This window comes from Paraburkholderia fungorum, from assembly GCF_046026025.1.
Classification (GTDB): Bacteria; Pseudomonadota; Gammaproteobacteria; order Burkholderiales; family Burkholderiaceae; genus Paraburkholderia; species Paraburkholderia fungorum_E.
Genome location: NZ_JAQQFL010000045.1, coordinates 26,178 through 49,855, shown reverse-complemented (window position 1 = coordinate 49,855; position 23,678 = coordinate 26,178). Strand labels below are relative to the sequence as shown.

Sequence of the window (23,678 nt, the reverse complement as noted above, 5' to 3'; positions counted from 1 at the left end):
CCGTGGAGCACGTAGTACCGATGACGGCCTGGGTCAATACTTGCGGGTCGGCAGGATCTGCGCCGCAACGTTCATCGGAAAAACGGTCTCGTTTGTGACGATGCGCTTCGGCACCTGCTTGCCCGCGACGACGTCCTTCACCGCCGCCATCAACTGCGGCCCAAGCAACGGGCTGCATTCGACGTCGACATTGATCTTGCCCGCAACCATCGCCTGAAAGCCACCCTTCGTCGCATCAAAGGAGACGACGCTCACGTCCTTGCCGGGCTTGATGCCAGCTTCTTCCATGGCCTGGATCGCGCCGAGCGTCATGTCGTCGTTGTGCGAGTAGACGACATTGATCTGCTTGCCGTAAGTCTTGGCGAACGCTTCCATCACCTGCTTGCCGCCTGCAAGCGTGAAATCGCCGCTCTGCGACGCGATGATCTTGAACTTCGGATCGTTCTTGATCACCTCAATCAGGCCCGCGTGACGGTCGTTGGCCGGCGCAGAGCCGACGGTGCCCTGCAGCTCGACGATATTGACGGGTCCCGCATCGCTCTTGTAACGTTCTTCGAGCCAGCGGCCAGCGCGCCGCCCTTCCTCGATGAAGTCGGATCCGATCACCGTCACGTAGAGCGAAGTGTCCTGCACGTCGACCGCGCGGTCGGTCAGAATCACGGGAATGTGCGCGGCCTTCGCCTCGGCCAGCACCGGCTCCCAGCCAGACTCGACAACCGGCGAGAACGCGATCACGTTGACCTTCTGCGCGATGAACGAGCGGATCGCCCTGATCTGGTTCTCCTGCTTCTGCTGCGCATCCGAGAACTTAAGGTTGATGCCCGCATCTTTCGCGGCGGACTTCACCGACACGGTATCGGCCGTGCGCCATGCGCTCTCCGCACCGACCTGCGAAAAACCGAGCGTGATCTGCTTTTCCTGCGCCGATGCGTTGACGCCTGCTGCCAGCGTTAGCGTCGTGCCGATCAGCGTGCCGACTGCGAACTTCCTGATAAGTCTCATGTTGTGTCTCCCGTCTGGTTGGTTGATTTGTAGTGCTGTGTCACACGTGATAACGCTCACGCGCAAGCGTGAAACTACGATTCGGATGACCACCTGTTTCGTGAGCGAGATCGTCGTGTCTGGCTGCCGGCCCGCTGGTCAGACTGTTCGCTTGCTCCGGCGATACTGATCGAACAGGACCGCCAGCAGCAGGATGCCGCCGCGAATCAGGTATTGGTAAAACGTCGGCACATTCAGCAGGCTCATTGCGTCCTGCACGGAGCCCATGATCAGTACGCCGACCAGCACGCCCGAAATCGTTGCAACGCCCCCCGTCAGCGAGACGCCGCCGAGCACGCACGCGGAGATCACGCCGAGTTCGAGACCGACCGAGGTTTTCGGATCGCCGAGGCTCATCCGCGAGGCGAGCATGACGCCGGCAAAACCGGTGACGAGCCCCTGCAGCACGAACACGGCGATCTTGATCCGCGTGACCGGCAGCCCCGCGAGCAGGGCAGCTTCACTGTTGCCACCGACGGCCAGCACGTTCTTGCCGAACACGGTCTTTTTCAGCAGAAAGCCGAACAGCACGAAGCCGACGATGTTGCTCCAGATCGGATACGAGATACCGAGGAACGAGCCGCCGCCGAGGTCGAAGAAACGCTCTTCCGAGATCATCACCGCGTCGCCGTTCGACGTGATGAAGGCGAGGCCGCGTACTACCTCCATCATCGCGAGTGTGACGATCAGCGAATTGATCTTGTAGCGCGCGACCAGCACGCCGTTCACGAGCCCGACCGCACCGCCCGCCAGCACGCCGGCGGCAACGCCGAGCAGCACGCTATGCGTCGCGGTGATCAGGGTGGAGGCGACCACGCCCGCGAAGGCGACGATCGACGCGACCGACAGATCCACTTCGCCGAGCGCCAGCACGAACATCATCGTGACGGAGATGGAGCCGATCAGCGTGACCGACAGCAGAAGCCCCTGGATATTGCGCGAGCTGATGAAGTCCGGCACCGTGAACGACAGAACGGCGAACAGGACGATGAACACCATCACGATCCCGGACTTGTTGATCACGTCCCAGGTACGCGCGGCGCGCGCGCTGATACCGTTGCAGACGGCCGGCGAGCTGCCCGGATCGGAGGAGCCTGATTGCGTTTGCATGTTGTCTATTTCCTTGAGGCCTTTTACAAAACCAACGTCCTGTTCAGTTACGCGGTGCGAAATACCGTAGCGGGTTAGCGCGGCAGAGCGAGCTTGATCAATGCGTCGGGCGTGGCCTGCGCCTTCGGCAGATCGCCGACAATGCGGCCTTCCTTCATCACGATCACGCGATCCGCTACGCCGATCACTTCAGCCAGATCGCTCGACACGACGATCACCGTGCGGCCCGCTTCGGCAAGTCCATACAGCAAACCGTAAATCTCGCTGCGCGCGCCGACGTCGATGCCGCGCGTGGGCTCGTCCATCAGGAACACGTCGATCTCTTCAGCAAGCCAGCGCGACAGGATCACCTTCTGCTGATTACCGCCGGAGAGCGTGCCGATCGGCGTTTCGCCGTTGCGCGTCTTGATCGCGAGCTTGCCGATGAACTCTTTGGCGATCTGCGCTTCCTTGCGGCCGTTGAGCACGCTGAAGCGGCTAAAGTGACGACGGCAACTGATATTCAGGTTGTCGGACACGGAGGCGATCGACACGATACCTTCCTGCTTGCGGTCCTCAGGACATAAGGCGACACCCGCGCGCACGGCATCGCGCGGCGTGGCAAAGCGCACGCGCTTGCCCTTGAGCATGATCTCGCCGCCCGCCGGTTTGACCGCGCCGTAGATCAGCTTCATCAACTCGGAGCGGCCCGCGCCCACGAGTCCGAAGAAGCCGACAATCTCGCCGGTGTGCGCGGCGAATGACGCGGGTTCTCTCAGGCCCGGTCCCATCAATTCCTTTACCTCGAGCTGCAAGTCGCCCGTTGCACGCGGGCGATAGCCGTACACGTCCGCAATCGAACGGCCCACCATGCTACTGATCAGACGGTCACGATCGAGTCCTTCACCCGCTTCGAACGTATCGATGTGGCGGCCGTCGCGAAACACCGTCACGCGGTCGCACAGTTCGTAGACTTCATCCATGCGGTGCGTGACGTAGATGATCGCGCGGCCCTCGGCCTTCAATGCGCGAATGATGCGAAACAGTTGCGTGGTCTCGCGCGCCGACAGCGAACTGGTCGGCTCGTCGAACGCAATCACGCGCGCATCGCGCATCAGGGCCTTGCCGATTTCGATCATCTGCCGCTGCCCGATCGACAGATGCTTGACCTGTTGCGAGGGATCGATCTTCTCGCCGAGCCGTTCGAGTTCGCGAATGGCGCGTGCAACCAGCGTTTTTTCGTCCACCACGCCGAAGCGATTGGGCAGTGCACCAAGCATCAGGTTTTCCGCGACCGTCAGCTCAGGCACCAGATGCAGTTCCTGATAGATGATCGCGACGCCAGCCGCGATGGCCGCCTTGGTGGTGATGAACTGCTGCTCGACGCCATCTAGCGACAAGGTGCCCGCCACCGGTTGATTCACGCCGGACAACACTTTGAGCAGCGTCGATTTGCCGGCGCCGTTCTCGCCCATCAACCCGTGTACTTCGCCGCGCCGCACGTCGAGTGACACCTGATCGAGCGCCAACACGCCCGGAAAACGTACCGTGATGCCGTCGAGCTGCAGATACGCCCGAGTATCGGCGGACGCCGGCGCAACGGGCGTATGCGCCTGGTTGTATTCTGAAACCGTCATCGAATGCCTTTTGCAGATGGACACGCGTGCGGGCCATACCGCGAATACCTCGCCTGAGAAACCGGTATCGGGTAACGGTCATGGCCCGCGCCGAACGTTGTCGGCTCACACGGACGTGCTTAGATACCCAGTTCCTTGCGCACGTCCTGCCAGTTGCTGCGCACCATCAGCTTGCCAGTGGTTTGCGTGTCGGCGGCCGGCTGCTTGCCGTCCTTGATCCACTCGACGAGGTTCTCCGTGCTCTCCTTGCCGTGCATCGTCGAGCTCACGGCGATCGTGCCGTAGAAGCCCGTCGGTTCCTTCTTCTGGAACTCGGCAAACGCTTCGCCCGCACCGTTGATGCCGACGCCGATCACGTCCGCTGCCGGGATGTGCAGTTGTTCGGTCGCGCGAACGCCGCCCAGCACGCTTTCCTCGTTGAGCGCGAAGATCACCCACTTCTTGATGTTCGGGTGCTGAGCAAGCACCGGCGATGACGCGTTGAAGCCGCCTTCGTCATCCGTGGTCTTTTGCGGGGCGTCGAAGATGTTTTCCTTCTTGAAGCCGCCGGCCAGCAGCGATTGCGTCGCGCCGTCGGTGCGCAGTTTCGCGGTCGGCAGTTCGTAGTTCGTGATGCGCAGCGCGCCGACTTCCTCAGGCTTCCAGCCGCGACGCTTCATCTCTTCGGAGATCGCGGTGCCGACCTGATTGCCGATCTTGACCGCGGACATGCCCAGATGCGGTACGTTCGGCAGAGGCTTGCCGGTAGAGTCGACCAGTTGGTCGTCGACGGTGACGAACTTCATGTTGTAGCGCTTCGCGCGCGCCTGAATCGCCGGTCCGAGCCGCACGTCGGGTGCGCAGATCACGAAGCCCTGGGCGCCTTGCGCGCCGAGGTTGTCGATCGCGGCCAGCACTTTTTCGCCGTCGGGCGTGCCGATATTGACCACCGAAAAGCCGTCCTTCTGGCCCAGTGCGGTCGCTGCTTTCTGTTCGTTGATGAACCATGCCTGTTCCGGCATCTTTACGAGAAATCCGATCTTGAGCGGCGCATCGGCGCGCGCCGCGAGGTTCATGCCGAGCGGTGCGATGCACATCGCTGCGAGGGTGGCGCGAAGGGTCAGCCGGCGGATCTTGCTGGTCATACTCTGTCTCCGAGATGTGTGGTTGTGGTCAACCGTTCGTAGGTATTGCGGCGATTTCTGGCGATTGTTTTGCAGACCAAGGTTTAGCGACCGAACGCCTCGACTTCGACATGCCGTCCGAGCAGGAACGCATCGGCAACGAGGCGCAGCGGGCGCACGTCCACATCGTGAGCGCCGTGCGCAATCAGTCCGTGAAAGCGTTCGTAGAGCGCTCCATATTCGCGCTCGCCTTCGAGCGCGACCGGTTCGCCCGCGATCGAAAGACGCTTCCCGCCTTCCGTGATCGAGAGCAACCCGTTGGCGGTTTCGACATCGATCTCCCATTGTTCGACGGGACCGTGGCGCCAGTCGAACTCGGCGCGCACCGGTACGCCGTCTGTGTCGATGCAGTCGAGTTCGGCCGCGATCGGCGTCGACGCATCGCGCGGCACGAGCAGTTGCGCGCCGCGCAACACGATTTCACGCGGCAGGATGTGCGTGACGATGGACAGCGCGTTGATGCCCGGATCGAACACGCCAAGGCCGCCTGGCTCCCAGATCCATTGCTGGCCCGGATGCCAGCGGCGCACGTCCTCTTTCCAGCGCACGTGCACGGAGTGGATCGTGCGTCCCTGAAGCCAGGCGCGCGCCGGCTCCACGGCGCTTGCATAGCGCGAGTGCCAGGTGGCAAAGAGCGTGCGTCCTTGAGCACGCGCCAATGCGCGCAGGGCCTCGACCTCGCTCACGCTCGCCCCGGGGGGTTTTTCGAGCATTACATGCTTGCCCGCCTCGAGCGCCGCGCGGGCCTGCGCGTAGCGCACCTGCGGCGGGGCGCACAGCGAGACGGCGTCGAGGTCAGGCTCGGCGGCGAGCAGCGCATCGATGTCAGCATAGTTGCGCACCTGCTCGACCTGCGTGCTGCGGCTCGCGCACGCGACCAGCGCGAAGCCCGCGTTCGCCGCGATAGCAGGCAGATGCTGGTCGCGGGCGATCTTGCCGATGCCGGCCACGGCCAGCGTAAAAGTCGACTTCATGATGTTTCTCCGCCCAATGTTTGCCTAGCCAGAGCGACTCGCCAAAGGCAGCCGCGGCTCATTGCGTCCATCTCAGCACCAGCGCATCGAGACGCCTCGCGATCGCGATCAACTCGGCGCGCGTCTCTGGATGCATTGCCGGCAGCGGGTGACGCGGTAGCTCGCAGGCGATCACGCCGCCTTCCTTCATCAACGACTTGCAGGCGAGCAGGCCCGCCTGGCGGTTTTCGTGATTGATGAGCGGCAGCCACTTCTGATAGAGCGCGAACGCGTCGTCGATACGGCCTTCGCGATGCGCTTCGATGATCGGGCGAATGCCATCCGGGAAGCCACCGCCCGTCATGGAGCCGGTGGCGCCAGCATTCAGATCGGCCAATAGCGTGATGCCTTCTTCACCGTCCCACGGCCCCTCCACGGCGTCGCCGCCCTGGCGGATCAGCTCGCGCAGCTTGTTCGCCGCGCCCGGTGTTTCGATCTTGAAGTACGAGACCTGCTCTATTTCAGAGGCCATGCGCGCGAGGAACGCCGCCGACAACACTGTGCCGCTCGCGGGTGCGTCCTGAATCATGATCGGAATGTCGAGTGCGTCGGACACACGCGCGTAGAACGCGTAGATCTGCGGCTCGGGCACCCGGAAGGTCGCGCCGTGATACGGCGGCATGATCATGACCATCGCGGCGCCTTGTTCCTGCGCGCGTTTGCTGCGCGCCGCGCACACGTTGGTGCCGTAATGCGTGGTCGTGACGATCACCGGCACGCGGCCCGCCACGTGTTCGAGCACCGTGCGCGTGATGATTTCGCGTTCTTCGTCGGAGAGCGAAAACTGCTCGGAGAAGTTAGCGAGAATGCACAGGCCGTCCGAGCCCGCGTCGATCATGAAATCGACGGCGCGCTTCTGGCTTTCCAGGTCCAGTTCGCCAGTCTCGGTGAAGGTGGTCGGCACTACTGGGAAAATGCCCTGATAACGGGGCGTACGGTTCGTTGTCATCACTCCAATCCCGCAAAAAATGGCGTTCGTCGAAGACCGCGCCTTCACGACTCGCGTGTGAATCCGCCTTCGGCGCGCGGCGCCGGACGGAGCGCCGCGTTACGACGCGCGCGGCGTTTCCGGTTTACCTGCAAAGCGGCGCCGCACGTTCAGTGGATTGGCGTCGCGCAGCGCGTCGGGCAACAGGCCGTCGGCGAGATTCTGGTAGCACACGTGGCGCAGGAAGCGCTCGATGGCGGCGGTGCCCACCGATGTGCTGCGGCCATCCGAGGTCGCCGGAAATGGGCCGCCGTGGACCATCGCATCGCACACTTCCACACCGGTCGGAAAGCCGTTCGCGAGCACGCGGCCCGCCTTGCGTTCGATGAGCGGCAAGAGCGTGTGCGCGAGTTCGGCGTCGGCGGCTTCCATGTGCAACGTGATCGTCAGTTGGCCTTCGATTTTGCGCAGTACCGCGCGCAACTCGGCCAGGTTCGCGCATGCCACGAGCACGCTGCTCGGGCCGAACACTTCTTCACCGAGTGTGAGATCGGCGAGCAGATCGCTCGCGCTTACGCGCAGGAGCGCCGCCTGGGCACGTCCCGGCGCCGCCGCGCCGCGCGCGAGCGTCATCACTTTCGGATGCTGCATGAGACGCTCGATGCCGTGCTCATACGCGCGCAGGATGCCTGCCGCGAGCATTACGCCAGCAGGCGCGGCGCTGAATTCGCGCGCGGCATTGGCGGCGAAGGCGTCGAACTCCGCACCCGCGAGGCCAAGCATCAAGCCCGGATTCGTGCAGAACTGCCCGCAGCCGAGCGTCGCGGACGCGACGAACTCGCGCGCCAACGTTTCGCCGCGCGCGGCGAGCGCGCCCGGCAGCAGCAGGTTCGGATTCACGCTGCTCATTTCGGCGTAGACCGGAATCGGTTCGGCACGCGCCGCCGCGAGCGTCACAAGCGCGAGGCCGCCCGCGCGCGAGCCGGTAAAGCCCACCGCGCGGATCGCCGGATGCTGCACCAGCGCGCCGCCGACTTCGTGGCCCGCGTCGAACAGAAGTGCAAACACGCCTGCGGGCAAGCCGGCCGCCGCAACGGCCTGCTGGATTGCGCGCCCAACGAGTTCGGATGTGCCCGGATGCGCCGGATGCGCCTTCACGACGACGGGACAGCCCGCCGCCAGCGCCGAGGCCGTATCGCCGCCCGCCACCGAAAACGCCAGCGGGAAATTGCTCGCGCCAAACACCGCGACGGGGCCGACACCGATGCGCCAGAAGCGCAGATCGGTGCGCGGCGGCTGGCGTTCGGGCAATGCGGGCTCAATGCGCGCGTCGAGTGCGTCGCCGCTGCGCACGAGCGCCGCAAACATGCGCAGCTGATTCGCGGTGCGTGCGCGCTCGCCTTCGAGGCGCGCACGCGGCAGGCCGCTTTCGGCCATCGCGCGCTCGATCAATGGATCGCCCAATGCGTCGATGCGCGCCGCGCAATCGTCGAGGAATTGCGCGCGCTTTTCGGCGGACAGCGCGCGATAGAGGTCGAACGCTTCGTCCGCGAGTTCGCACGCCGTATCGACATCGGCGCTCAAGGCGCTATGGAAAACCGGCTGTGCGATGGGCTCGTTCGTCGCGGCGTCAAGCGCCTGGAATGGCGCGCCCGCGCCGCGCCTCGCCGTGCCCGCGATCAGCAGTTCGCCCGTCAGCTGCATGGTCATGCTTCGTGCTCCCAATCAGTGCGAGTGGCGCGGCACGGCCGCGCCGCGCTTGCCCACGAGGAAATCGAGGTCGCAACCTTCGTCGGCCTGCAGCACGTGATCGACATAGAGACGTGCGTAGCCGCCCTTGCCCTGCTGCTCCGCCACGCCCGGCGCGGCCACCGGATCGACGTCGGAGAGACGCCGCGTCAGTTCCTCGTCGCTGATGTCCAGATGCAACCGGCCCGCCTCGCAATCGAGTTCGATCCAGTCGCCGCTGCGCACGGCCGCAAGTGGGCCGCCCGCCGCCGCTTCCGGCGCGACGTGCAGCACCACCGTGCCGTAGGCCGTGCCGCTCATGCGCGCGTCCGAGATGCGCACCATGTCCTTCACGCCCTGACGCAGCAGCTTGGGCGGCAGGCCCATGTTGCCGACTTCGGCCATGCCAGGATAGCCGCGCGGACCGCAGTTCTTCATCACGAGGATCGAGTCCTTGTCGACATCGAGCGATTCGTCGCCGATGGTCGCCTTGTAGTGATCGAAGTTCTCGAACACCACGGCGCGGCCGCGATGCTTGAGCAGTTCGGGTGTCGCCGCCGACGGTTTCAGCACCGCGCCGCGCGGCGCGAGATTGCCGCGCAGGATGCAGATGCCGCCGTCTTCGATCAGCGGCTCGCCCAGTGGCCGGATCACTTCGTCGTTGTAGTTCGGCGCTTCGCGCACGTTGTCCCAGATCGACTTGCCGTTGACCGTGAGCGCATCGGGATGCGGCAGCAGGTTCGCTTCGCCCAGACGCCGCAGCACCGCCGGCAGACCGCCTGCGTAATAGAACTCTTCCATCAGGAAGCGGCCGGAGGGCTGCAGATCGACGATGGTCGGCGTATTGCGGCCGATACGCATCCAGTCCTCGAGCTCGAGCGGCACGCCGATGCGCCCCGCAATCGCCTTCAGGTGGATCACGGCATTGGTCGAGCCGCCGATCGCGGCATTGGTGCGGATCGCGTTCTCGAACGCTTCGCGCGTCAGCACCTTGGAGAGCGTGAGGTCCTCAAGCGCCATCTGCACGATGCGAATGCCTGACAAATGCGCGAGCACGTAGCGGCGCGCATCGACGGCGGGAATCGCTGCGTTGTGCGGCAGTGAGACACCGAGCGCCTCGGCCATGCACGCCATCGTCGAGGCCGTGCCCATGGTGTTGCAGGTGCCCGCCGAGCGCGACATGCCCGCTTCGGCTGAGAGGAAATGATGCAGGTCGATCTCACCCGCCTTGAGCGACTCGTGCAGCTTCCACACGGCCGTGCCCGAGCCGATGTCCTTCCCTTCGAGCTTGCCGTTGAGCATTGGGCCGCCGCTCACCACGATGGCCGGCACGTCGCAGCTCGCCGCGCCCATCAGCAGCGCGGGCGTGGTCTTGTCGCAGCCGCACAGCAGCACGACGGCATCAATGGGATTGCCGCGAATCGCTTCTTCCACGTCCATCGAGGCGAGATTGCGCGTGAGCATCGCCGAAGGACGCAGGTTGGACTCGCCGCTCGAGAACACCGGAAACTCGACCGGGAAGCCGCCCGCCTCGTAAATGCCGCGCTTGACGTGCTCCGCGAGCTTGCGGAAATGCGCATTGCAGGGCGTGAGTTCCGACCACGTGTTGCAGATACCGACGATCGGCCGGCCGTCGAATTCATGATCGGGAATGCCCTGGTTCTTCATCCAGCTCCGATACATGAAGCCGTTCTTGTCCATGGTGCCGAACCATTGTTGGGAGCGCAGTTTGGGTTTGGTTGCCGACATTGTCCGTCTTTGGGTGGGCTAGATTTGCGTGCAGTTTAAGGATCAAACTGATAACCTACCAATGAAAATTGGGCTGCCTCCCATATCCATTTAGATATCAATGTAAACACCTAGATCATGCTGGATACGAACCCGTGGTACGTCCGTACTCGTCTGAAAACCCGCCAGTTACTGCTTGTGGTTGCGCTGGTCGAAGAAGGCAACATCCACCGGGCGGCGGCGGCCTTGAACATGACCCAGCCTGCCGCCTCGAAACTCTTGCGCGAGTTGGAGGAGATGCTCGGGGCGGTTCTGTTTGAGCGCATGCCGCGCGGCGTACGGCCAACTCTCTATGGCGATGCGCTGATCCGCCATGCACGCGTCGTGCTCGGCAGCCTCGAGCAGGCACAGGAGGAACTGGCCGCGTTGAAGGCCGGGCGGCTGGGGCACGTTGCGGTGGGTGCTATCACCTCGCCGGGCGTGCGAGTGCTGCCGGCGGCTGTCGCGGCAGTCAAGCGCATCCATGCGAACATGCGTGTCTCGGTCGAAATCGACACCAGTAACGTGCTGCTGGAGCGGCTGGCGCAAGACAAGCTCGACGTGGTGATCGGACGTCTGTCAGCGGAGCACGACAAGCGTCAGTTGTGCTACGAACCGTTGTCCGGCGAGCCCGTCAGCGCAGTGGTTCGGCAAGGTCATCCGCTGCTGACCGGGAAGCCAGTTGCGCTGTCCGATGTCCAGCGCGGCGCGTGGGTCGTGCCGCCGGCGGGCAGCGTGCTGCGGCATCGTTTCGAGCTCATGTTCCAGCGTGCAAGCCTCGCTCCGCCCTCGAACGTTGTGGAGACGGCAGCGCTGCTCTTCATTACGCGGGCGCTCGAGAAGAGCGACATGATCGCCGTGCTCGCCGAAGATGTTGCGCGTTATTACGCGGCACATGGCATGGTGGAAATCCTGCCTCTGCCGATGGACTGCAAAATGGACGACTTTGGGATCATTACCCTGGCGGAGAAACTTCTCTCCCCCGCCGCGGCGCTGATGATCGACGCACTGCGCGCAGCGAGCCACGAGACCTACGACTTGCCCTATCGCGTTCACGCAGGCGCCGTCGATACGCTTACACATTGATTCTCTAGCCCGGTTTGAGCACGTGTGGACTTAATCAGCGCAGCATTAAGCAAATTGAAAGAATGGAGGCAAAGAAATTCGCGGGTAAACGTGAATTTATATGAAGAATAGATTTGTGCTGCCGTTAACTGAAGAAATGAAGCACTTGGGGGTCCGCGCGTGGTCTGGATCCGGACATGTAGTCAGACGTGCAAAGTTTTTCAAGTCGACGAAGCGAGCTATGAATATTGGCAACATGAAACTCGGCGCCAAACTGATCGGCGCTTTTATCCTCGTATCGGTCATCAGTGCGGTCGTCAGCGTGATCGGTGTCCGCAGCATGGGGCAGATCAGCGCGAACGCTGACACGACCTACCGGCAGGATCTCATCGGGCTAAACCTGATCCAGCAGGCGAACGCGGATGTGCTGCGAGCCGGCACGTATCTGCGCAATGCGATCCTGGCTTCCACTGTCGAGAAGCGAAATGCCTCGGTGGCTCAGGCCGATAAAGCGATGGCCTCGGCGCGCGAGCACCTCAATCAGGCGGAGCCGCTCGTCTACTCCGACAAAGGCAAGGCGACCTTCGCCGATCTCGATCAGGGCTGGCACGACTTCACTCAGGCCTTCGACGAAATGAAAGGCCGGATCAACGCCGCCGGGCTGCAGGATCAGGCTGGTCTGACTAACTATCTGTTAGGCGAATACCACGAGAAGGGTTTCAAGACCCTGGTTCTGATGGGTACGCTCGTCGATGTGAAACAGCATGACGCGCAAACGACTGCCGTAGTCAACGACAAGGTCTACGACGACGGCCGCAATCTGATGCTCGTTTTAGTGGTCCTGTCCGTGTTGATCGGTTTGGGCATCGGCGTGTGGATGGCGCGCACTCTGACACGGCAGTTGGGCACTGAACCCGCGACAGCCGTTGACCTTGCCAGAAGCGTGGCGGCCGGCGATCTCAGCGTCAACATCGATCTCCGGCCCGGCGATACGAACAGCCTCATGGCGTCGCTGAAGGCAATGCGCGATGCGCTGTCACGGGTCGTCGCGGAGGTCCGCGAGAACGCCGAAGGCGTGGCGACCGCGAGTGCGCAGATCGCCCAAGGGAATCTGGATCTGTCGAGCCGCACGGAGGAACAGGCCGCATCGCTCGAAGAAACCGCGTCGAGCATCGAACAGCTTACCGCGGCTGTCCGCCACAACACGGACAACGCGCGGCAGGCAGCAACGCTTGCCGGCGCGGCGTCCGGCGTCGCGCAGAAAGGCGGCGAAGTCGTGGGCCGGGTCGTCCAGACGATGCGCGACATCGCCACCAGTTCGACAAAAATGTCCGAGATCATCAGTGTGATCGAAGGCATCGCTTTCCAGACCAATATCCTCGCGCTCAACGCGGCAGTCGAGGCGGCGCGTGCCGGCGAAGAAGGCCGTGGGTTCGCCGTGGTGGCTGGTGAAGTTCGCGCACTCGCGCAACGCAGCGCTAGCGCCGCGAAGGAAATCAAGGACCTGATCGCCGACTCGGTCGACCGGGTGGAGGCAGGGTCGAATCTGGTCGAGCAGGCGGGCAGCACGATCAACGAAATCGTCGGCTCGGTGAAACGCGTCACCGATATCGTGGGTGAAATCTCGTCGGCGTCGCAAGAACAGAGTACCGGTATCGAGCAGGTCAACCTGGCGATCAACCAGATGGATCAGGTCACCCAGCAGAATGCCGCGCTGGTGGAAGAAGCTTCGGCTGCAGCTCAGTCAATGGCGCAACAGGCCCAGGGCCTGCGCGCAGCGGTGGCTTTCTTCAAGGTCGACAACAGGCAGGTAGCCGCGTCATCAGCGAATGCGCCGCGGAAGGCAACACGGCGGCCGCAACCGCGCACTACCGGCGCCTCCGCTGCCAGGTCGTCAAAGATCTCGACGACGACGCGCGTTACCCCTGCTGCAGGCACTGCCGTCGCAATCAATGCCGATGAGACTGCCGATTGGCAGACATTCTGAACCGGTCAAGGCGTTCAGGCAGCACAGCAAACTGCAGTCGAACGGACCGAGGTTCGCGATCACGCGCACCGTACGGTCGATAACACCTCGCAGCGCTTGCCCCGGTCAATGAGGCGGTGCGGACGAGCGACGTCACAGTCAAGGAAAGAGTACTCATGGATGGAGACACGAGCCCGCTTCTGGCTGGCTCGGCGAAGCAGCACGCAACGCAACTGCAGCCGTTATGCAGCGCGTTCGAGGCCGTCTTGCTGTCTCCACATGCCGTTCGCCGGCCTGGTCGCGTCGCCCTTTCGCGGCGGCGCGCGACGACCGGATGAGGGATAGCGAGATCCGATTAAAGTTCTCTGCCCGGATCGTACTCGAAAACCATGGAATCACACGCTCCATTGAATGTATCGAAAACGGTCGTGAAGTCGTTAGAAGACGCGAAAATCGACCACGTCTTCCTCGTGCCGGGGAAGATGATCTACCCGCTTCTTGATGCCATCGACAAGTCGCCGTCGATTCGCGGAATTGTTTGTGCTCATGAGACCGGTAGTACTTTCATGGCTGACGGCTACGCGCGAGCCAGCCGGAAGTTTGGCGTGTGCCTGGGCATCTCCGGACCCGGCACGATGAATTTCGTGCCCGGTATGGCGGCCGCCAACGCAGACCGGATTCCCGTCCTCTATATTGCCGGCGGTGTGTCGTCTCGCGCGGAAGGCAAAGGCGCATTTCAGGACGCGACGCTGAGCGGTATTTTCGAAAGCGGCGTCGTGAGAAGTTTGATGAGCAGCGTCGTCGAATTGAAGAACAAGAACAATCTTCAGGCCGAAATGCGCCGCGCTACTGACGGTTTGAACTGGATGCGCCGCGCGCAGTCTTTCGTCAGCATTCCGGTCGACATCCAGGATCAGGAAGTTCTGCCCGGTCAGCACGCCTCGCGGCAACCTTACGATCAGCATGAGTTGAACGCATCCGGGGTTCCGGCGAACCACGCGGCGTTGGAAGCATTGTGCAAACAGTATTTGTTCGAATCGAAGAGAGTCGCTTTTCTGATCGGTAGTCGGGGCAACGACGCCGAAACGGCAAAGGTGTTGCTCGACGTGGCCGAACGATTCTGCATTCCCGTTGCGACTACGCTATCGGGCAAGGGTGCGTTTCCTGAAGAGCATGTGCTTTCGCTCGGCGTTTACGGATTCTCGGGACATTCGCGAGCCGTTCGCGCGATCAACTCGGATGAACTAGATGTCCTCGTCGTGTTTGGCAGCGACCTGAATCAGCGCGATAGTATGAACTGGACGGAGAAGCTGGCTGCCTACAAGGAATTGATCATCTTTGACGACAGCTTCGACGCTCCCGCGATGGGGCATGTCGCACGCGGCAGCATTTTTTCCGGAGTCGGCGCCGCATTCCGTTTCCTGTCGCAAATGGACACGAACCGGAGTGCAGACTTTGGCACCGCACTGGAGAAAAGAAAAGCATGGGTCGCGCAGATCAATCAAACGCCGCTGTACGACCCGCAATTCGAACGAGGCGGCATACACCGTTCGGTCGATGGTCTCTGGCTTTATCCAGGCGATGTTGTCAAACGCTTATGCCAGCTCCTGCCGAAAGACAGCAACGTCGTTGTGGATTCCGGCGCTCACCGGATATTCATGGCCCACTACTGGCTTTCGTCGGGCATCGGCAACTATTTTTCGTCCAGCGCTCTCGCGCCGATGGGATGGGCAATCGCCGCCGGGATCGGTGTCAAGCTTGCTGCGCCGGAGCGCCCGTGTGTCGTAGTGACCGGCGACGGGTGCATGCTGATGCATGGGACGGAGATTCAGACCGCAGCGCGATACGGAGTGAAAGTACTTTACGTCGTTCTGAACAATTCCGCGCACGGCGCGGTCCATATCGATGCGATCAGCAACGGCGCCATTCCGGCACAATTCAGCGCGCTCCCGCGTCACGACTGGTCGGCTTTTGCCGCGTCGCTCGGCGTCGCTGCGCGTAGGGTCGAACGCCTCGACGACCTCGCGGATGCAGTGAGCGAGGCATCCCGATCGAATGGGCCGTTCCTGATCGAAGTGTCGACCGGGGTCTTTCCAGCGCCGAATCGGTACTACGCGGAATGCGCGGCTTGTCCTTGAAAGCGAGGATGTAGAGGCCCCCCCTTCAAACGAGCGCTGTCACGTTGGGCGGGGTGTTCGCTTCACATGATGCGATGACGAAAACGACGAGATGTTCGTCACCCTGCGCGCGAAGCGCGTAACGTAGCCTGGCTGTTTTCAAGCTACTGCAACTTTCGGCCGATATCCTCGAAACAATCGTGCGCAACGCAACGAAGAGACACACGCCACTGAAGCGTGCGACGCTCATCGGGGACAAATAAGGCGGCGGCCGGACGGCTGTCGCTCCTTGACAAACGGCCTGCCGAGCAGGTTGCCAGCAAAACGGAGCAGCAGAAGATGGTGTGGACGACGGGCACGAGGCAGCGTGCGATCACAGTGACAGTGAAGGGGATATTTTGCGCAGCGACTGTGGGCCATGCGTACGCGCAGGCAACACAACCAGTGAACGACACGCAAGCGACAAGCGTCGCGGGACAGGCCGATGTGAAACCCGGCGTCACGCTGTCGGAGATCAACGTGAAAGACGTGGCAAACGCGGCGTCAGTCGGGCTCGTCGGCAAACGCACCGCGACCGGCACGAAGACCGACACACCAATCGCCGAAGTCCCTCAAACGATCAACGTCGTCACTGCGCAGCAGATCGAAATGACCGGCGCGACCGACCTCAACCAGGCGCTGCGCTATCTGCCAGGCTTCGCATCCTTTGGATCCGACAGCCGCACAGATCTGTATGCGGTGCTGCGCGGCTTTACTCCCACCTTGTTTATCGACGGGTTGCAAGCGCCGAATACAACGCCCATCGCGAGTTGGCGCGTCGACCCGTACATGATCGACAGCATCACTGTGCTACGCGGGCCGACGTCGGTTCTGTATGGAGCAGGAGATCCGGGTGCGATCGTCGACGTGCAAACCAGGCGGGCCGACGGCGAGCGCGTGCGCGAGGTGGACGTGCAGGTCGGCAACTACGCGCGCAAGCAGATAATGTTCGACATCGGCGACACGCTCGACGACGGTAAATACGCGTATCGCTTCGTTGGCGACGCGCGCGACGGCAACGCGTTGACCGGACCGCATGCGGACCAGCGCGTCGCGCTTGCGCCGTCGTTTCGCTGGCGACCGAATGCTGGCACTTCGCTGACGCTCACGGCGACCTACCTGCAAGACTGGAATGATATTTCGCACAACTTCCTGCCCGCGCAGGGCACCGTCGTGCCGAACCCGAATGGGCAGTTGTCGCACGACGTTTACACGGGAGACCCGACATTCAATGACTACCGCAAGAAACAGTGGTCGCTCGGCTACCAGTTCTCGCACGACCTCGATTCCATCTGGACGTTAAGCCAGAACCTGCGCTGGATGCACCTGTCGCTCAGCGACGCGTCGGTCTTTGGCGGTGGCCTCGCCCCGGGCAGCACGACCGATATCACGCGTTACGCAGGGCTGTTCCAGCCCAACTACAGCCGCTTCGACATCGACAACAACGCGCAGGCACGTTTTGGTACTGGCCCGCTCGAGCATACTGTACTGCTCGGCTTTCAGTACAACCGGCAGACGACGACCGACAGCGTGTGGCTCGCGCTGGCGCCGGAGCTCAACCTTTACAACCCGGTCTACACGCCGGTCACGACCGCGATCTTCTCGGGCCCGACGTCGCTCGGCCGCCAGGACCAGTACACGACGATGAACACGTTCGGCGTGTACGCGCAGGACCAGGTCAAATGGAATCGCTGGACCTTGACGCTCGGCGGCCGCGAGGATTGGGTCAACACGCGCCTCCACGACTACGTGGCCCGTACGCAGACGAACCAGGATGTCAGCGCGTTCTCGGGCCGCGTCGGCCTCACGTACCAGGGTGACTATGGGCTGTCGCCGTACATTGGCTATTCGACATCGTTCAATCCGGTCATCGGCGTGGACATGTTCGGCGGCGGATTGCCCGCGCCGACGCGCGGCAGGCAGATCGAGGCGGGCCTGCGCTGGCAGCCGGCCCGCAAGAATCTGATGTTGAGCGCAGCCGTCTATCAGATCAACCAGACGAACGTCATGACACCGGCACCGACAAACCTCGATCCGACAGGAACGTCTTCCGTGCAGACCGGAGAGGTGCGTTCGCGCGGTATCGAACTGAGCGCGGTCGGAAACGTAACGCGCGAACTGTCCATTATCGCGTCGTACATCTATCAGGACGTGAAGAACGTAAAGGCAAACGACGCGTCACTGAACAACTGGCCGGTCGACATTCCCCGCCCGCGCCAGATGGCGTCGATGTGGACCGACTGGACGTGGCATACAGGAGCGCTCGCGGGCTTCGGGATCGGTGGTGGGATCCGCTACCAGAGCGCGTCCGCGGGTGCGCCGGACAACTCGCTGACGGTCGCGAGCTATACGCTGTACGACGCCGCACTCCACTATCAGATCCGCAACTGGCGTTTCGCCCTGAACGCGACAAACCTGTTCGACCGCCACTACATCAGCGGTTGCCAATCGTACTTGATCTGCGCATTCGGCAACGAGCGAACCGTGCTGGCCAATGCGAAATACACATGGTGACAAAGCATCCGGGATTTCCAGAATCGGCGCACAGGCGCCGACCTCCGTGGTTATCAGCTGCACGGTTCGCTGGCATTTCCAGTTCGGCCTGCGCGACATCGAGGAGTTGTTGCTTGAGCGTGGTGTTTTGGTCACGTCCGAAACGATCCGTTTCTGGTGCGACAAGCCAGGCTCTCGATTCGCGCAGAGCGCCAAAGCGGCGCGGCGCAAGCCAGGCAGCACATGGCATCTGGACGAAATGTTCGTGACGCTTCGCGGCGAGCCGTACCTGCTGTGGCGAGGAGTCAACGATTCTCGCCTTGACACGAAGTACGACTCAGACGAGCCGAAACGGCGCTTAGGGTAGCGGGTATCTCCTGTATCGCAGACTGGATGGGCTCACTTTGTGGGGCAACCCTCTCAAGACCGGCAATTCAAAGCGCGCCACTCAGCTGAGATCCACACGCAATGTGAAGTGTCGCGGCAGTGAGAATTGTTGCCGCAAAGGCAACGCTGCGAGTTCCTCTAGCTATCTACCGGTATGCGGGCGTTGAACCTACGATGACTTGCGAGCGATATGGTGCCGCTACCCACCCTTCGACTGTGTGGAGGGAGCGCAGGTGGACTCATTTCGAAACCGGCAGGATACGAGGGGTACTATCATGTTTCATCTGAAATCTAAGCGAGTCTTATCCAACGCCGCGCGCACCCTCGCATGTGTGTTGATGCTGGCCGAAGTCGGAACACAGGCAAATGCGGCCGCAGTGACGCGTGCGACGGACATTGAAACCTCCGGCCTGGAAAATTCTTCGTCGGGGCACCCTTTCGTAGGCGATGACCCGGTTGCCATTCGGGACAGGATAGTGAATCAGCACTTGAGTGCAGGCTCGCCTTCTTTGGGCGATCGTGTCCTGAGCCTGATCCGCATTCCCACCGGTAGACAGCGCCACTATACCGACTTGACGGTAGTCCATCCCGATCGCGACCTGACTTTTGTTGTGCCCGTCCCCTATGGGATGAGGTATCAGGCAGAGAAGCACCTGTTGACGGTAAACGTGGATTTGTCCGGTGACGACAATCACGCAGGCATCCTCCTTAAAAAGACAATCAGCGGACCCAGCGGTCGAAAGCTTGTTGTCGCGCCGGAAGCGAGGTCAAAAGGGTTCATTCAGCATCTCGATTTGGTCGAACTCGAGTCTGGCGAAAGTAAGAAGACCACGGTTCGCGGACGACGGACAGACTCGGGATGCGGTTGTGGGACGGCAGGCTTTTCCTCTACAACGCCGGTGGCTCGCACCATTTCGCGGGCGCTGCATATATTGCGGGACAGCTGCGGCGACCGGTCCCCTTGCGAGCAAGGCTGGAGGTGATCGAACTCAATGAAGACGTTATCGACTGGTTGCTTGCCTTGTTCGTTCCACTCGCGGTTCCAGAAGGACTTGTAATAAAGCTTCGTCGACAATGCGCGGCAGTTCTTGGTAGCGCATATAGCCTGCCGATCCACGGCGTGCTGGCGTCCGACACCGCGATTCTGCTGCTTCCTGCGTCAAACAATGCTACCGGAGCGGTCTGCGAGCTGTTTAGGGTTGCCTGGATCGCCGACGTTCGAACGTGGTTTGAATCGCTGCTCGCCGAACAGCGGAGCAACCTTGCGTTGCTGCGGCAACGGTTTCTTGTTGCATTTGCAGAAGCCTGCCCCGTTCGTTGATCGACGTCGCGATCACCTGCGGGTTTCGCGCAGTGTCTGGCGTTTCAACTCACGAGCGGCCTTGCCAGAGACCTGCCACATACCGTACTCAAGCGCGACGACCAGGCGAGCAGCAATTCCGCGTAGCGTGCCCTCCAGAGCAAGTCGGCTTGACGCATCCGATGGACCGTCGACGGTCAGCGCGACGCAAATCGCGTCAGAAACCGTTGTCAGCTCGTGAGCCGCGGAATCGTCGCTCGCTCCGAATGACCACGTCACGGACTACAGGGAAGGCAGGAGGCCGCGCAATTCATCGAGCCTCACGGTCGCGCCGTCAATCAATGACCGCAACGAGGTCGGCGAAGCGGCCGTTGTGCGTGCCTCGTGTAACGATAGTCGAATCGACGTGCCGGTAATGGGCGCGATACGCAGATGACCTCGCGCGTATGCCTCGATGGGACCTGCAGCTCCGTAACCCGAATCACTTTCCCGGCAATCAGTCAGCAGGTCGGAATGCATTTTAGCGACGCGCAACCCGCCATGGTTGCCACGATCGCCAACAGCAGCATCACACTGAATATTCGCTTCATCATCACTTCATCCTCCTAGGTATTCGTTATCGGTTCACTGCGTCATCGTGCAGCCGCGCCTACACGTCAACGTAAGACGTCGTTTGCGACGGCACAAGACGCGGATGCGGTGTGCACTGACAGACACACAGATCATCGCTCAGTGCCGCCTGCCGGCCGTCTGGTCCTGTCGTGGAAATGCGCGCGCCCTCGCACTTGATCAACCCAACGGTCTTGCAGACCGGGCACAGGACCTGATCGGTTTCGTAGGCCTGCTCGCGCCCGCCGATCAGGTCGTTACCGTCACCACCCTGCACGATGCCACCCACCGTCGTTTTGTCGCCTTTCACAATGTCGTAACGCCGCATCGTACGCTCCTACACCGCACCCGGTCGCTGCCGGAGGCTATTCAGCAGGGTGTCCCATACCTGCAGCGCTCCCGCCTCATCGACCGGCGACGTTGCCTGATCAGGCGGCAGGTCGCTCCGTGAAGAGGTGCCCAGCAGCAGTTCAATCGAGGTATGCGGTTGCGCAAGCGTGGCAGGATTGCCCGGTGCCAGCAGATAGAAACGGTAGACCGTAATCGGCCCGTCCTGAAGCGCAAACAGTACCTCTTCGGCGTCCATGCCGGCCACCACGCGCTTGCCCTTGCGCACGATGCGATAGCTGCCAGGCATTCGATCGAGTTGGGCGCGAAGCTCAGACAGATTCCTGGTGAGCGGTTGACCTTGATCCTGCTCGACTGCATCTCGCATCTTGATCAGGAGCAGTGCAGGTCGGCCCGGCATCAGCGCAAACGACTGGCTGACTTCTTCCGTGTAGGTCGACGATCCGGTGACGATCCCGCCGTCGAAGCAAAACCCCGACTCCGTCGGCACTGTCCAGTTGTCTCGCGCCTTGATGCGCCTGTAGGTGTCGTCGTAGATATTCTCTGAGTTACCAAGAGCAGACGCTCCCATGAGGCCGGCCGTATGAAAGAGTGTGTGATCCGCGAAGAGGTAGCCATCCGTTTTAAAAGGCATCTCGACTTTCGCCACGCCTTCCTGGTAGATAAAAAACCGCGAATCATTGACCGGCGAAAATGCCTTCTCCAGCCAGGCCTTCCCGGTTTTCTCATCCAGGTTGACGGGGTTATAGCGCTGCTTCGTACGCAGCTCGTTCTCTCGGGCCTCGACTTTGTTGCGATAGACATCAAGTGAGACATTGTGCGTTGTTTCGAGTTTGTCTCCTCTGTACGCATAATGTTGATTCGAAATCTCGCTCGACGCGGGCCGGTCGAATACGAGGCGGCCGATGCACCACGGGCGCACTTTGGACAGCAGCGGATTGTTCATCGTTGGTTCCACGGAAAGCGCAAGAGAGCAGGTGCAAAGACCTGCCAGCAGAATGAGGGGGCGAAAGAAGCGAACCATTAACATGTTCCCGGCACCTAGATGTCGTTGACGATCTGGACCACACTGTAAAGTATCGCCCAGTGAGTCCATGGGTGCGCGTAGCTGGTCATGTGCTGGTATCCGCCCTGCAGGAACGCCATCTGAACTCCTTTGGCCGGGTCGCCAGGCACATCAGGTTTCAACCCGCGCGCCTGCGCGTCGGCCGACCACACTGGCACCGTACCGTCGCCGCGGATGATCCCTGTCCTGGTTGCTACCTGCGACCAGTCTGTCTTGGCATTCACGTCCGGCAACGTGTTTGTCTTCTGCACGGTGAACGTGACGCTCAGATTGCGTTGCTCCAGAAGCACGCGGATCTCGCCCTTGCCCGAGTCGTGCAGCAACTTTGCGGCCTGAAGTTCAGGCGCCTGCACGTCCGATGGCACATCTCCGGTCCAGATTGCGTTACCCCACGTCAACAGATTCTTCGTCGGATCACCTTTTTCGATGCTAGGCTTGCTCTTGTCGCTGCCCTCTGTCGTCGTGCTCGACTGTGGTGACCTGAAATCGAGCCCACCCTCGCCGTAGGCTACATATGTTTTGCCATGGTAATGATTCTTCAAATGGCTCTGGTTTTTTACAACGGTCTCCATAGTCGATCGATAATAATCCGACAGGCTTGTCTGAAGGCCGCCTGCCTTGAGCCGCGTCTTGACGATCCCAGCGGGATCGAGCTGTTTGTCGGGTGGTTGCAAACCGTACCACTTGGGATTCACATACAAGTCGTTATACGGATCGCCGTGCTCCGGGAACTGCATCACCACCTGTCCGTCCGGCCGCGCAAAAATCCACCACGGCGCGCCATTGTGATAATCAGGCATCGGTGTCAGCTCCATCGGTCCCGGCGCGTTCGCCATCACCGCCATGAACTCGTCCGCATCGCGCCCCAGCAGACTGCCATTGATGAAACCATTCATACCGCCTTCGGGACTGCCGCCTGTCTTGAACCGCTTGGCCGCAAGAGGAGCACCGGTGGCCGGTTGACATCCATGAAATACGCCGTGCGCAAGACCTTCGAGCCCATGATTTAACACCGCGAAGCGGGCAACCAGTCCACCCATCGAGTGCGTCAGAACAATGGCCTTGCCCGTATCATTTTCCTTGCAGATCTCGGTGACGCCCATCAGCCGTGTCGTCTTCTTTGTTTGCGGATCGGGAACGTCCAGACCATTCACCACATCACGCCCCGAAAGGTCGTTCGATTGCAGCCAGTTGTATCCAATCGCGTAGACGCGATAGCGATACTTGGCGAATTTCTTGAATTCCGCGGAGTCGGGTGCGATCACCTGGCCTTTTCCTGCTGCAGCAATTGCGCCGTAGGTCTTCGGATCGGTGCCCAGCACGGGATGGAGCGCCCATTTCTCGCCCTCGGGATCGGGGTTGATCCACACGCCTTCTGGCTTGCCGAGCAGCATCGGGTTGTTCAACTGTTGCTCGAGCCAAAGCAGGACAGGTTGATATCCAGTCCTATAGACCGAACCCCAGCCGCGGCGTCGCGCCTCCTTCTCGGTAATCGGGTCTTTCTCCCCAAGGTCAACGATCGGACCCAGCGGCGTCACCATGACACTCTCGGGATCGAAAAGTGTTTCGCGCGACGACGCGCTACGAAACCATCCTGCAATGAGCGAACACAACGCGCCGAGTGATGCACCTATCGTGTCTGTATTTGGTGCGGACCATGCCGCGTCGCCGCTGTCCTTGGCGGCCAGTGGCGAGCCCATCACTCCCGGTACGAAAATCACGGGAATGATGGGGCGCAGATCGTGCAAGGTCTCCTTGGCGCGAGTGTCGTCGGCCGGCGTCAAGGGCGCCTGGGCGGAAGAGTGGCCGTCCTCGTCGGTCTGCGACGCGAGGCGGACGACTTCCTGTTCGGCATCGTCGTCGCCGGACGTCTGGCCCTGCGTACCCGAATTGTCGGGCTGATTTTCGCTCATGGATTCTCG

At 61.7% G+C, this 23,678-nt stretch carries 17 protein-coding genes and 1 pseudogene; 7 read left to right on the top strand and 11 right to left on the bottom strand.

What is annotated here, in order from left to right; genetic code table 11:
* Positions 1-33: 33 nt before the first annotated feature.
* The 8 genes from PQR67_RS34265 to PQR67_RS34230 form a co-directional block, all read right to left on the bottom strand.
* A complete protein-coding gene (locus PQR67_RS34265; RefSeq protein ID WP_408467229.1) occupies positions 34-1,002 on the bottom strand; it encodes an ABC transporter substrate-binding protein in 969 nt (322 codons plus the stop codon).
* Between the two features lie 138 nt (positions 1,003-1,140).
* On the bottom strand, positions 1,141-2,151 hold the full coding sequence (gene araH / locus PQR67_RS34260; protein ID WP_408467228.1) for an L-arabinose ABC transporter permease AraH: 1,011 nt from the start codon (positions 2,149-2,151) through the stop codon (positions 1,141-1,143).
* 74 nt (positions 2,152-2,225) lie between these two features.
* Entirely contained in the window at positions 2,226-3,767 is a 1,542-nt protein-coding gene (gene araG, locus PQR67_RS34255; RefSeq protein ID WP_408467227.1) for an L-arabinose ABC transporter ATP-binding protein AraG, read from the bottom strand.
* 119 nt (positions 3,768-3,886) lie between these two features.
* Entirely contained in the window at positions 3,887-4,891 is a 1,005-nt protein-coding gene (locus PQR67_RS34250; RefSeq protein ID WP_408467226.1) for an arabinose ABC transporter substrate-binding protein, read from the bottom strand.
* Positions 4,892-4,974: 83 nt separating this feature from the next.
* The gene (locus PQR67_RS34245; RefSeq protein ID WP_408467225.1) at positions 4,975-5,904 is read right to left on the bottom strand and encodes a Gfo/Idh/MocA family protein; all 930 of its coding nucleotides are present in this window, start codon (positions 5,902-5,904) and stop codon (positions 4,975-4,977) included.
* Positions 5,905-5,962: 58 nt separating this feature from the next.
* A complete protein-coding gene (locus PQR67_RS34240; protein WP_408467224.1) occupies positions 5,963-6,892 on the bottom strand; it encodes a dihydrodipicolinate synthase family protein in 930 nt (309 codons plus the stop codon).
* A gap of 99 nt (positions 6,893-6,991) precedes the next feature.
* On the bottom strand, positions 6,992-8,575 hold the full coding sequence (locus PQR67_RS34235; protein WP_408467245.1) for an aldehyde dehydrogenase (NADP(+)): 1,584 nt from the start codon (positions 8,573-8,575) through the stop codon (positions 6,992-6,994).
* A gap of 21 nt (positions 8,576-8,596) precedes the next feature.
* A complete protein-coding gene (locus PQR67_RS34230; RefSeq protein WP_408467223.1) occupies positions 8,597-10,348 on the bottom strand; it encodes an IlvD/Edd family dehydratase in 1,752 nt (583 codons plus the stop codon).
* A gap of 117 nt (positions 10,349-10,465) precedes the next feature.
* Between PQR67_RS34230 and PQR67_RS34225 the strand changes: the two genes are divergently transcribed.
* The 7 genes and pseudogenes from PQR67_RS34225 (at position 10,466) to PQR67_RS34195 (ending at position 19,754) form a co-directional block, all read left to right on the top strand.
* Positions 10,466-11,452, top strand: coding sequence for a LysR substrate-binding domain-containing protein (locus PQR67_RS34225; RefSeq protein ID WP_408467222.1), 987 nt, complete (start codon positions 10,466-10,468; stop codon positions 11,450-11,452).
* Between the two features lie 220 nt (positions 11,453-11,672).
* On the top strand, positions 11,673-13,418 hold the full coding sequence (locus PQR67_RS34220) for a methyl-accepting chemotaxis protein (RefSeq protein WP_408467221.1): 1,746 nt from the start codon (positions 11,673-11,675) through the stop codon (positions 13,416-13,418).
* Positions 13,419-13,786: 368 nt separating this feature from the next.
* The gene (locus PQR67_RS34215; RefSeq protein ID WP_408467220.1) at positions 13,787-15,535 is read left to right on the top strand and encodes a thiamine pyrophosphate-binding protein; all 1,749 of its coding nucleotides are present in this window, start codon (positions 13,787-13,789) and stop codon (positions 15,533-15,535) included.
* Between the two features lie 318 nt (positions 15,536-15,853).
* Entirely contained in the window at positions 15,854-18,067 is a 2,214-nt protein-coding gene (locus PQR67_RS34210; RefSeq protein WP_408467219.1) for a TonB-dependent siderophore receptor, read from the top strand.
* Positions 18,048-18,359, top strand: a pseudogene (locus PQR67_RS34205) (hypothetical protein); the annotation flags it as partial. The gene PQR67_RS34210 and the pseudogene PQR67_RS34205, both read left to right, overlap by 20 nt.
* A gap of 349 nt (positions 18,360-18,708) precedes the next feature.
* Positions 18,709-19,416 carry a hypothetical protein gene (locus tag PQR67_RS34200; protein ID WP_408467218.1) on the top strand — a complete coding sequence of 236 codons (708 nt, stop codon included), beginning with the start codon at positions 18,709-18,711 and terminating at the stop codon, positions 19,414-19,416.
* On the top strand, positions 19,299-19,754 hold the full coding sequence (locus tag PQR67_RS34195; protein ID WP_408467244.1) for a DUF6685 family protein: 456 nt from the start codon (positions 19,299-19,301) through the stop codon (positions 19,752-19,754). Before PQR67_RS34200 ends, PQR67_RS34195 begins: the two co-directional genes overlap by 118 nt.
* A gap of 628 nt (positions 19,755-20,382) precedes the next feature.
* Here the strand turns inward: PQR67_RS34195 and PQR67_RS34190 are convergent.
* From PQR67_RS34190 to PQR67_RS34180, 3 genes are all read right to left on the bottom strand, one after another.
* On the bottom strand, positions 20,383-20,670 hold the full coding sequence (locus tag PQR67_RS34190; RefSeq protein WP_408467217.1) for a PAAR domain-containing protein: 288 nt from the start codon (positions 20,668-20,670) through the stop codon (positions 20,383-20,385).
* 9 nt (positions 20,671-20,679) lie between these two features.
* On the bottom strand, positions 20,680-21,636 hold the full coding sequence (locus PQR67_RS34185) for a T6SS immunity protein Tli4 family protein (protein ID WP_408467216.1): 957 nt from the start codon (positions 21,634-21,636) through the stop codon (positions 20,680-20,682).
* A gap of 95 nt (positions 21,637-21,731) precedes the next feature.
* On the bottom strand, positions 21,732-23,669 hold the full coding sequence (locus PQR67_RS34180) for a lipase family protein (protein ID WP_408467215.1): 1,938 nt from the start codon (positions 23,667-23,669) through the stop codon (positions 21,732-21,734).
* Between the last annotated feature and the right edge of the window lie 9 nt (positions 23,670-23,678).

Bases quoted from the DNA above. Each gene is read 5' to 3' on its own strand.
- araG (WP_408467227.1), bottom strand. From the start codon at position 3,767: ATGACGGTTTCAGAATACAACCAGGCGCATACGCCCGTTGCGCCGGCG.
- araH (WP_408467228.1), bottom strand. From the start codon at position 2,151: ATGCAAACGCAATCAGGCTCCTCCGATCCGGGCAGCTCGCCGGCCGTC.
- PQR67_RS34220 (WP_408467221.1), top strand. From the start codon at position 11,673: ATGAATATTGGCAACATGAAACTCGGCGCCAAACTGATCGGCGCTTTT.
- PQR67_RS34215 (WP_408467220.1), top strand. From the start codon at position 13,787: ATGGAATCACACGCTCCATTGAATGTATCGAAAACGGTCGTGAAGTCG.
- PQR67_RS34200 (WP_408467218.1), top strand. From the start codon at position 18,709: ATGTTTCATCTGAAATCTAAGCGAGTCTTATCCAACGCCGCGCGCACC.
- PQR67_RS34180 (WP_408467215.1), bottom strand. From the start codon at position 23,669: ATGAGCGAAAATCAGCCCGACAATTCGGGTACGCAGGGCCAGACGTCC.
- PQR67_RS34185 (WP_408467216.1), bottom strand. From the start codon at position 21,636: ATGAACAATCCGCTGCTGTCCAAAGTGCGCCCGTGGTGCATCGGCCGC.
- PQR67_RS34235 (WP_408467245.1), bottom strand. From the start codon at position 8,575: ATGCAGCTGACGGGCGAACTGCTGATCGCGGGCACGGCGAGGCGCGGC.
- PQR67_RS34240 (WP_408467224.1), bottom strand. From the start codon at position 6,892: ATGACAACGAACCGTACGCCCCGTTATCAGGGCATTTTCCCAGTAGTG.
- PQR67_RS34230 (WP_408467223.1), bottom strand. From the start codon at position 10,348: ATGTCGGCAACCAAACCCAAACTGCGCTCCCAACAATGGTTCGGCACC.
- PQR67_RS34245 (WP_408467225.1), bottom strand. From the start codon at position 5,904: ATGAAGTCGACTTTTACGCTGGCCGTGGCCGGCATCGGCAAGATCGCC.
- PQR67_RS34225 (WP_408467222.1), top strand. From the start codon at position 10,466: ATGCTGGATACGAACCCGTGGTACGTCCGTACTCGTCTGAAAACCCGC.
- PQR67_RS34265 (WP_408467229.1), bottom strand. From the start codon at position 1,002: ATGAGACTTATCAGGAAGTTCGCAGTCGGCACGCTGATCGGCACGACG.
- PQR67_RS34210 (WP_408467219.1), top strand. From the start codon at position 15,854: ATGGTGTGGACGACGGGCACGAGGCAGCGTGCGATCACAGTGACAGTG.
- PQR67_RS34250 (WP_408467226.1), bottom strand. From the start codon at position 4,891: ATGACCAGCAAGATCCGCCGGCTGACCCTTCGCGCCACCCTCGCAGCG.
- PQR67_RS34190 (WP_408467217.1), bottom strand. From the start codon at position 20,670: ATGCGGCGTTACGACATTGTGAAAGGCGACAAAACGACGGTGGGTGGC.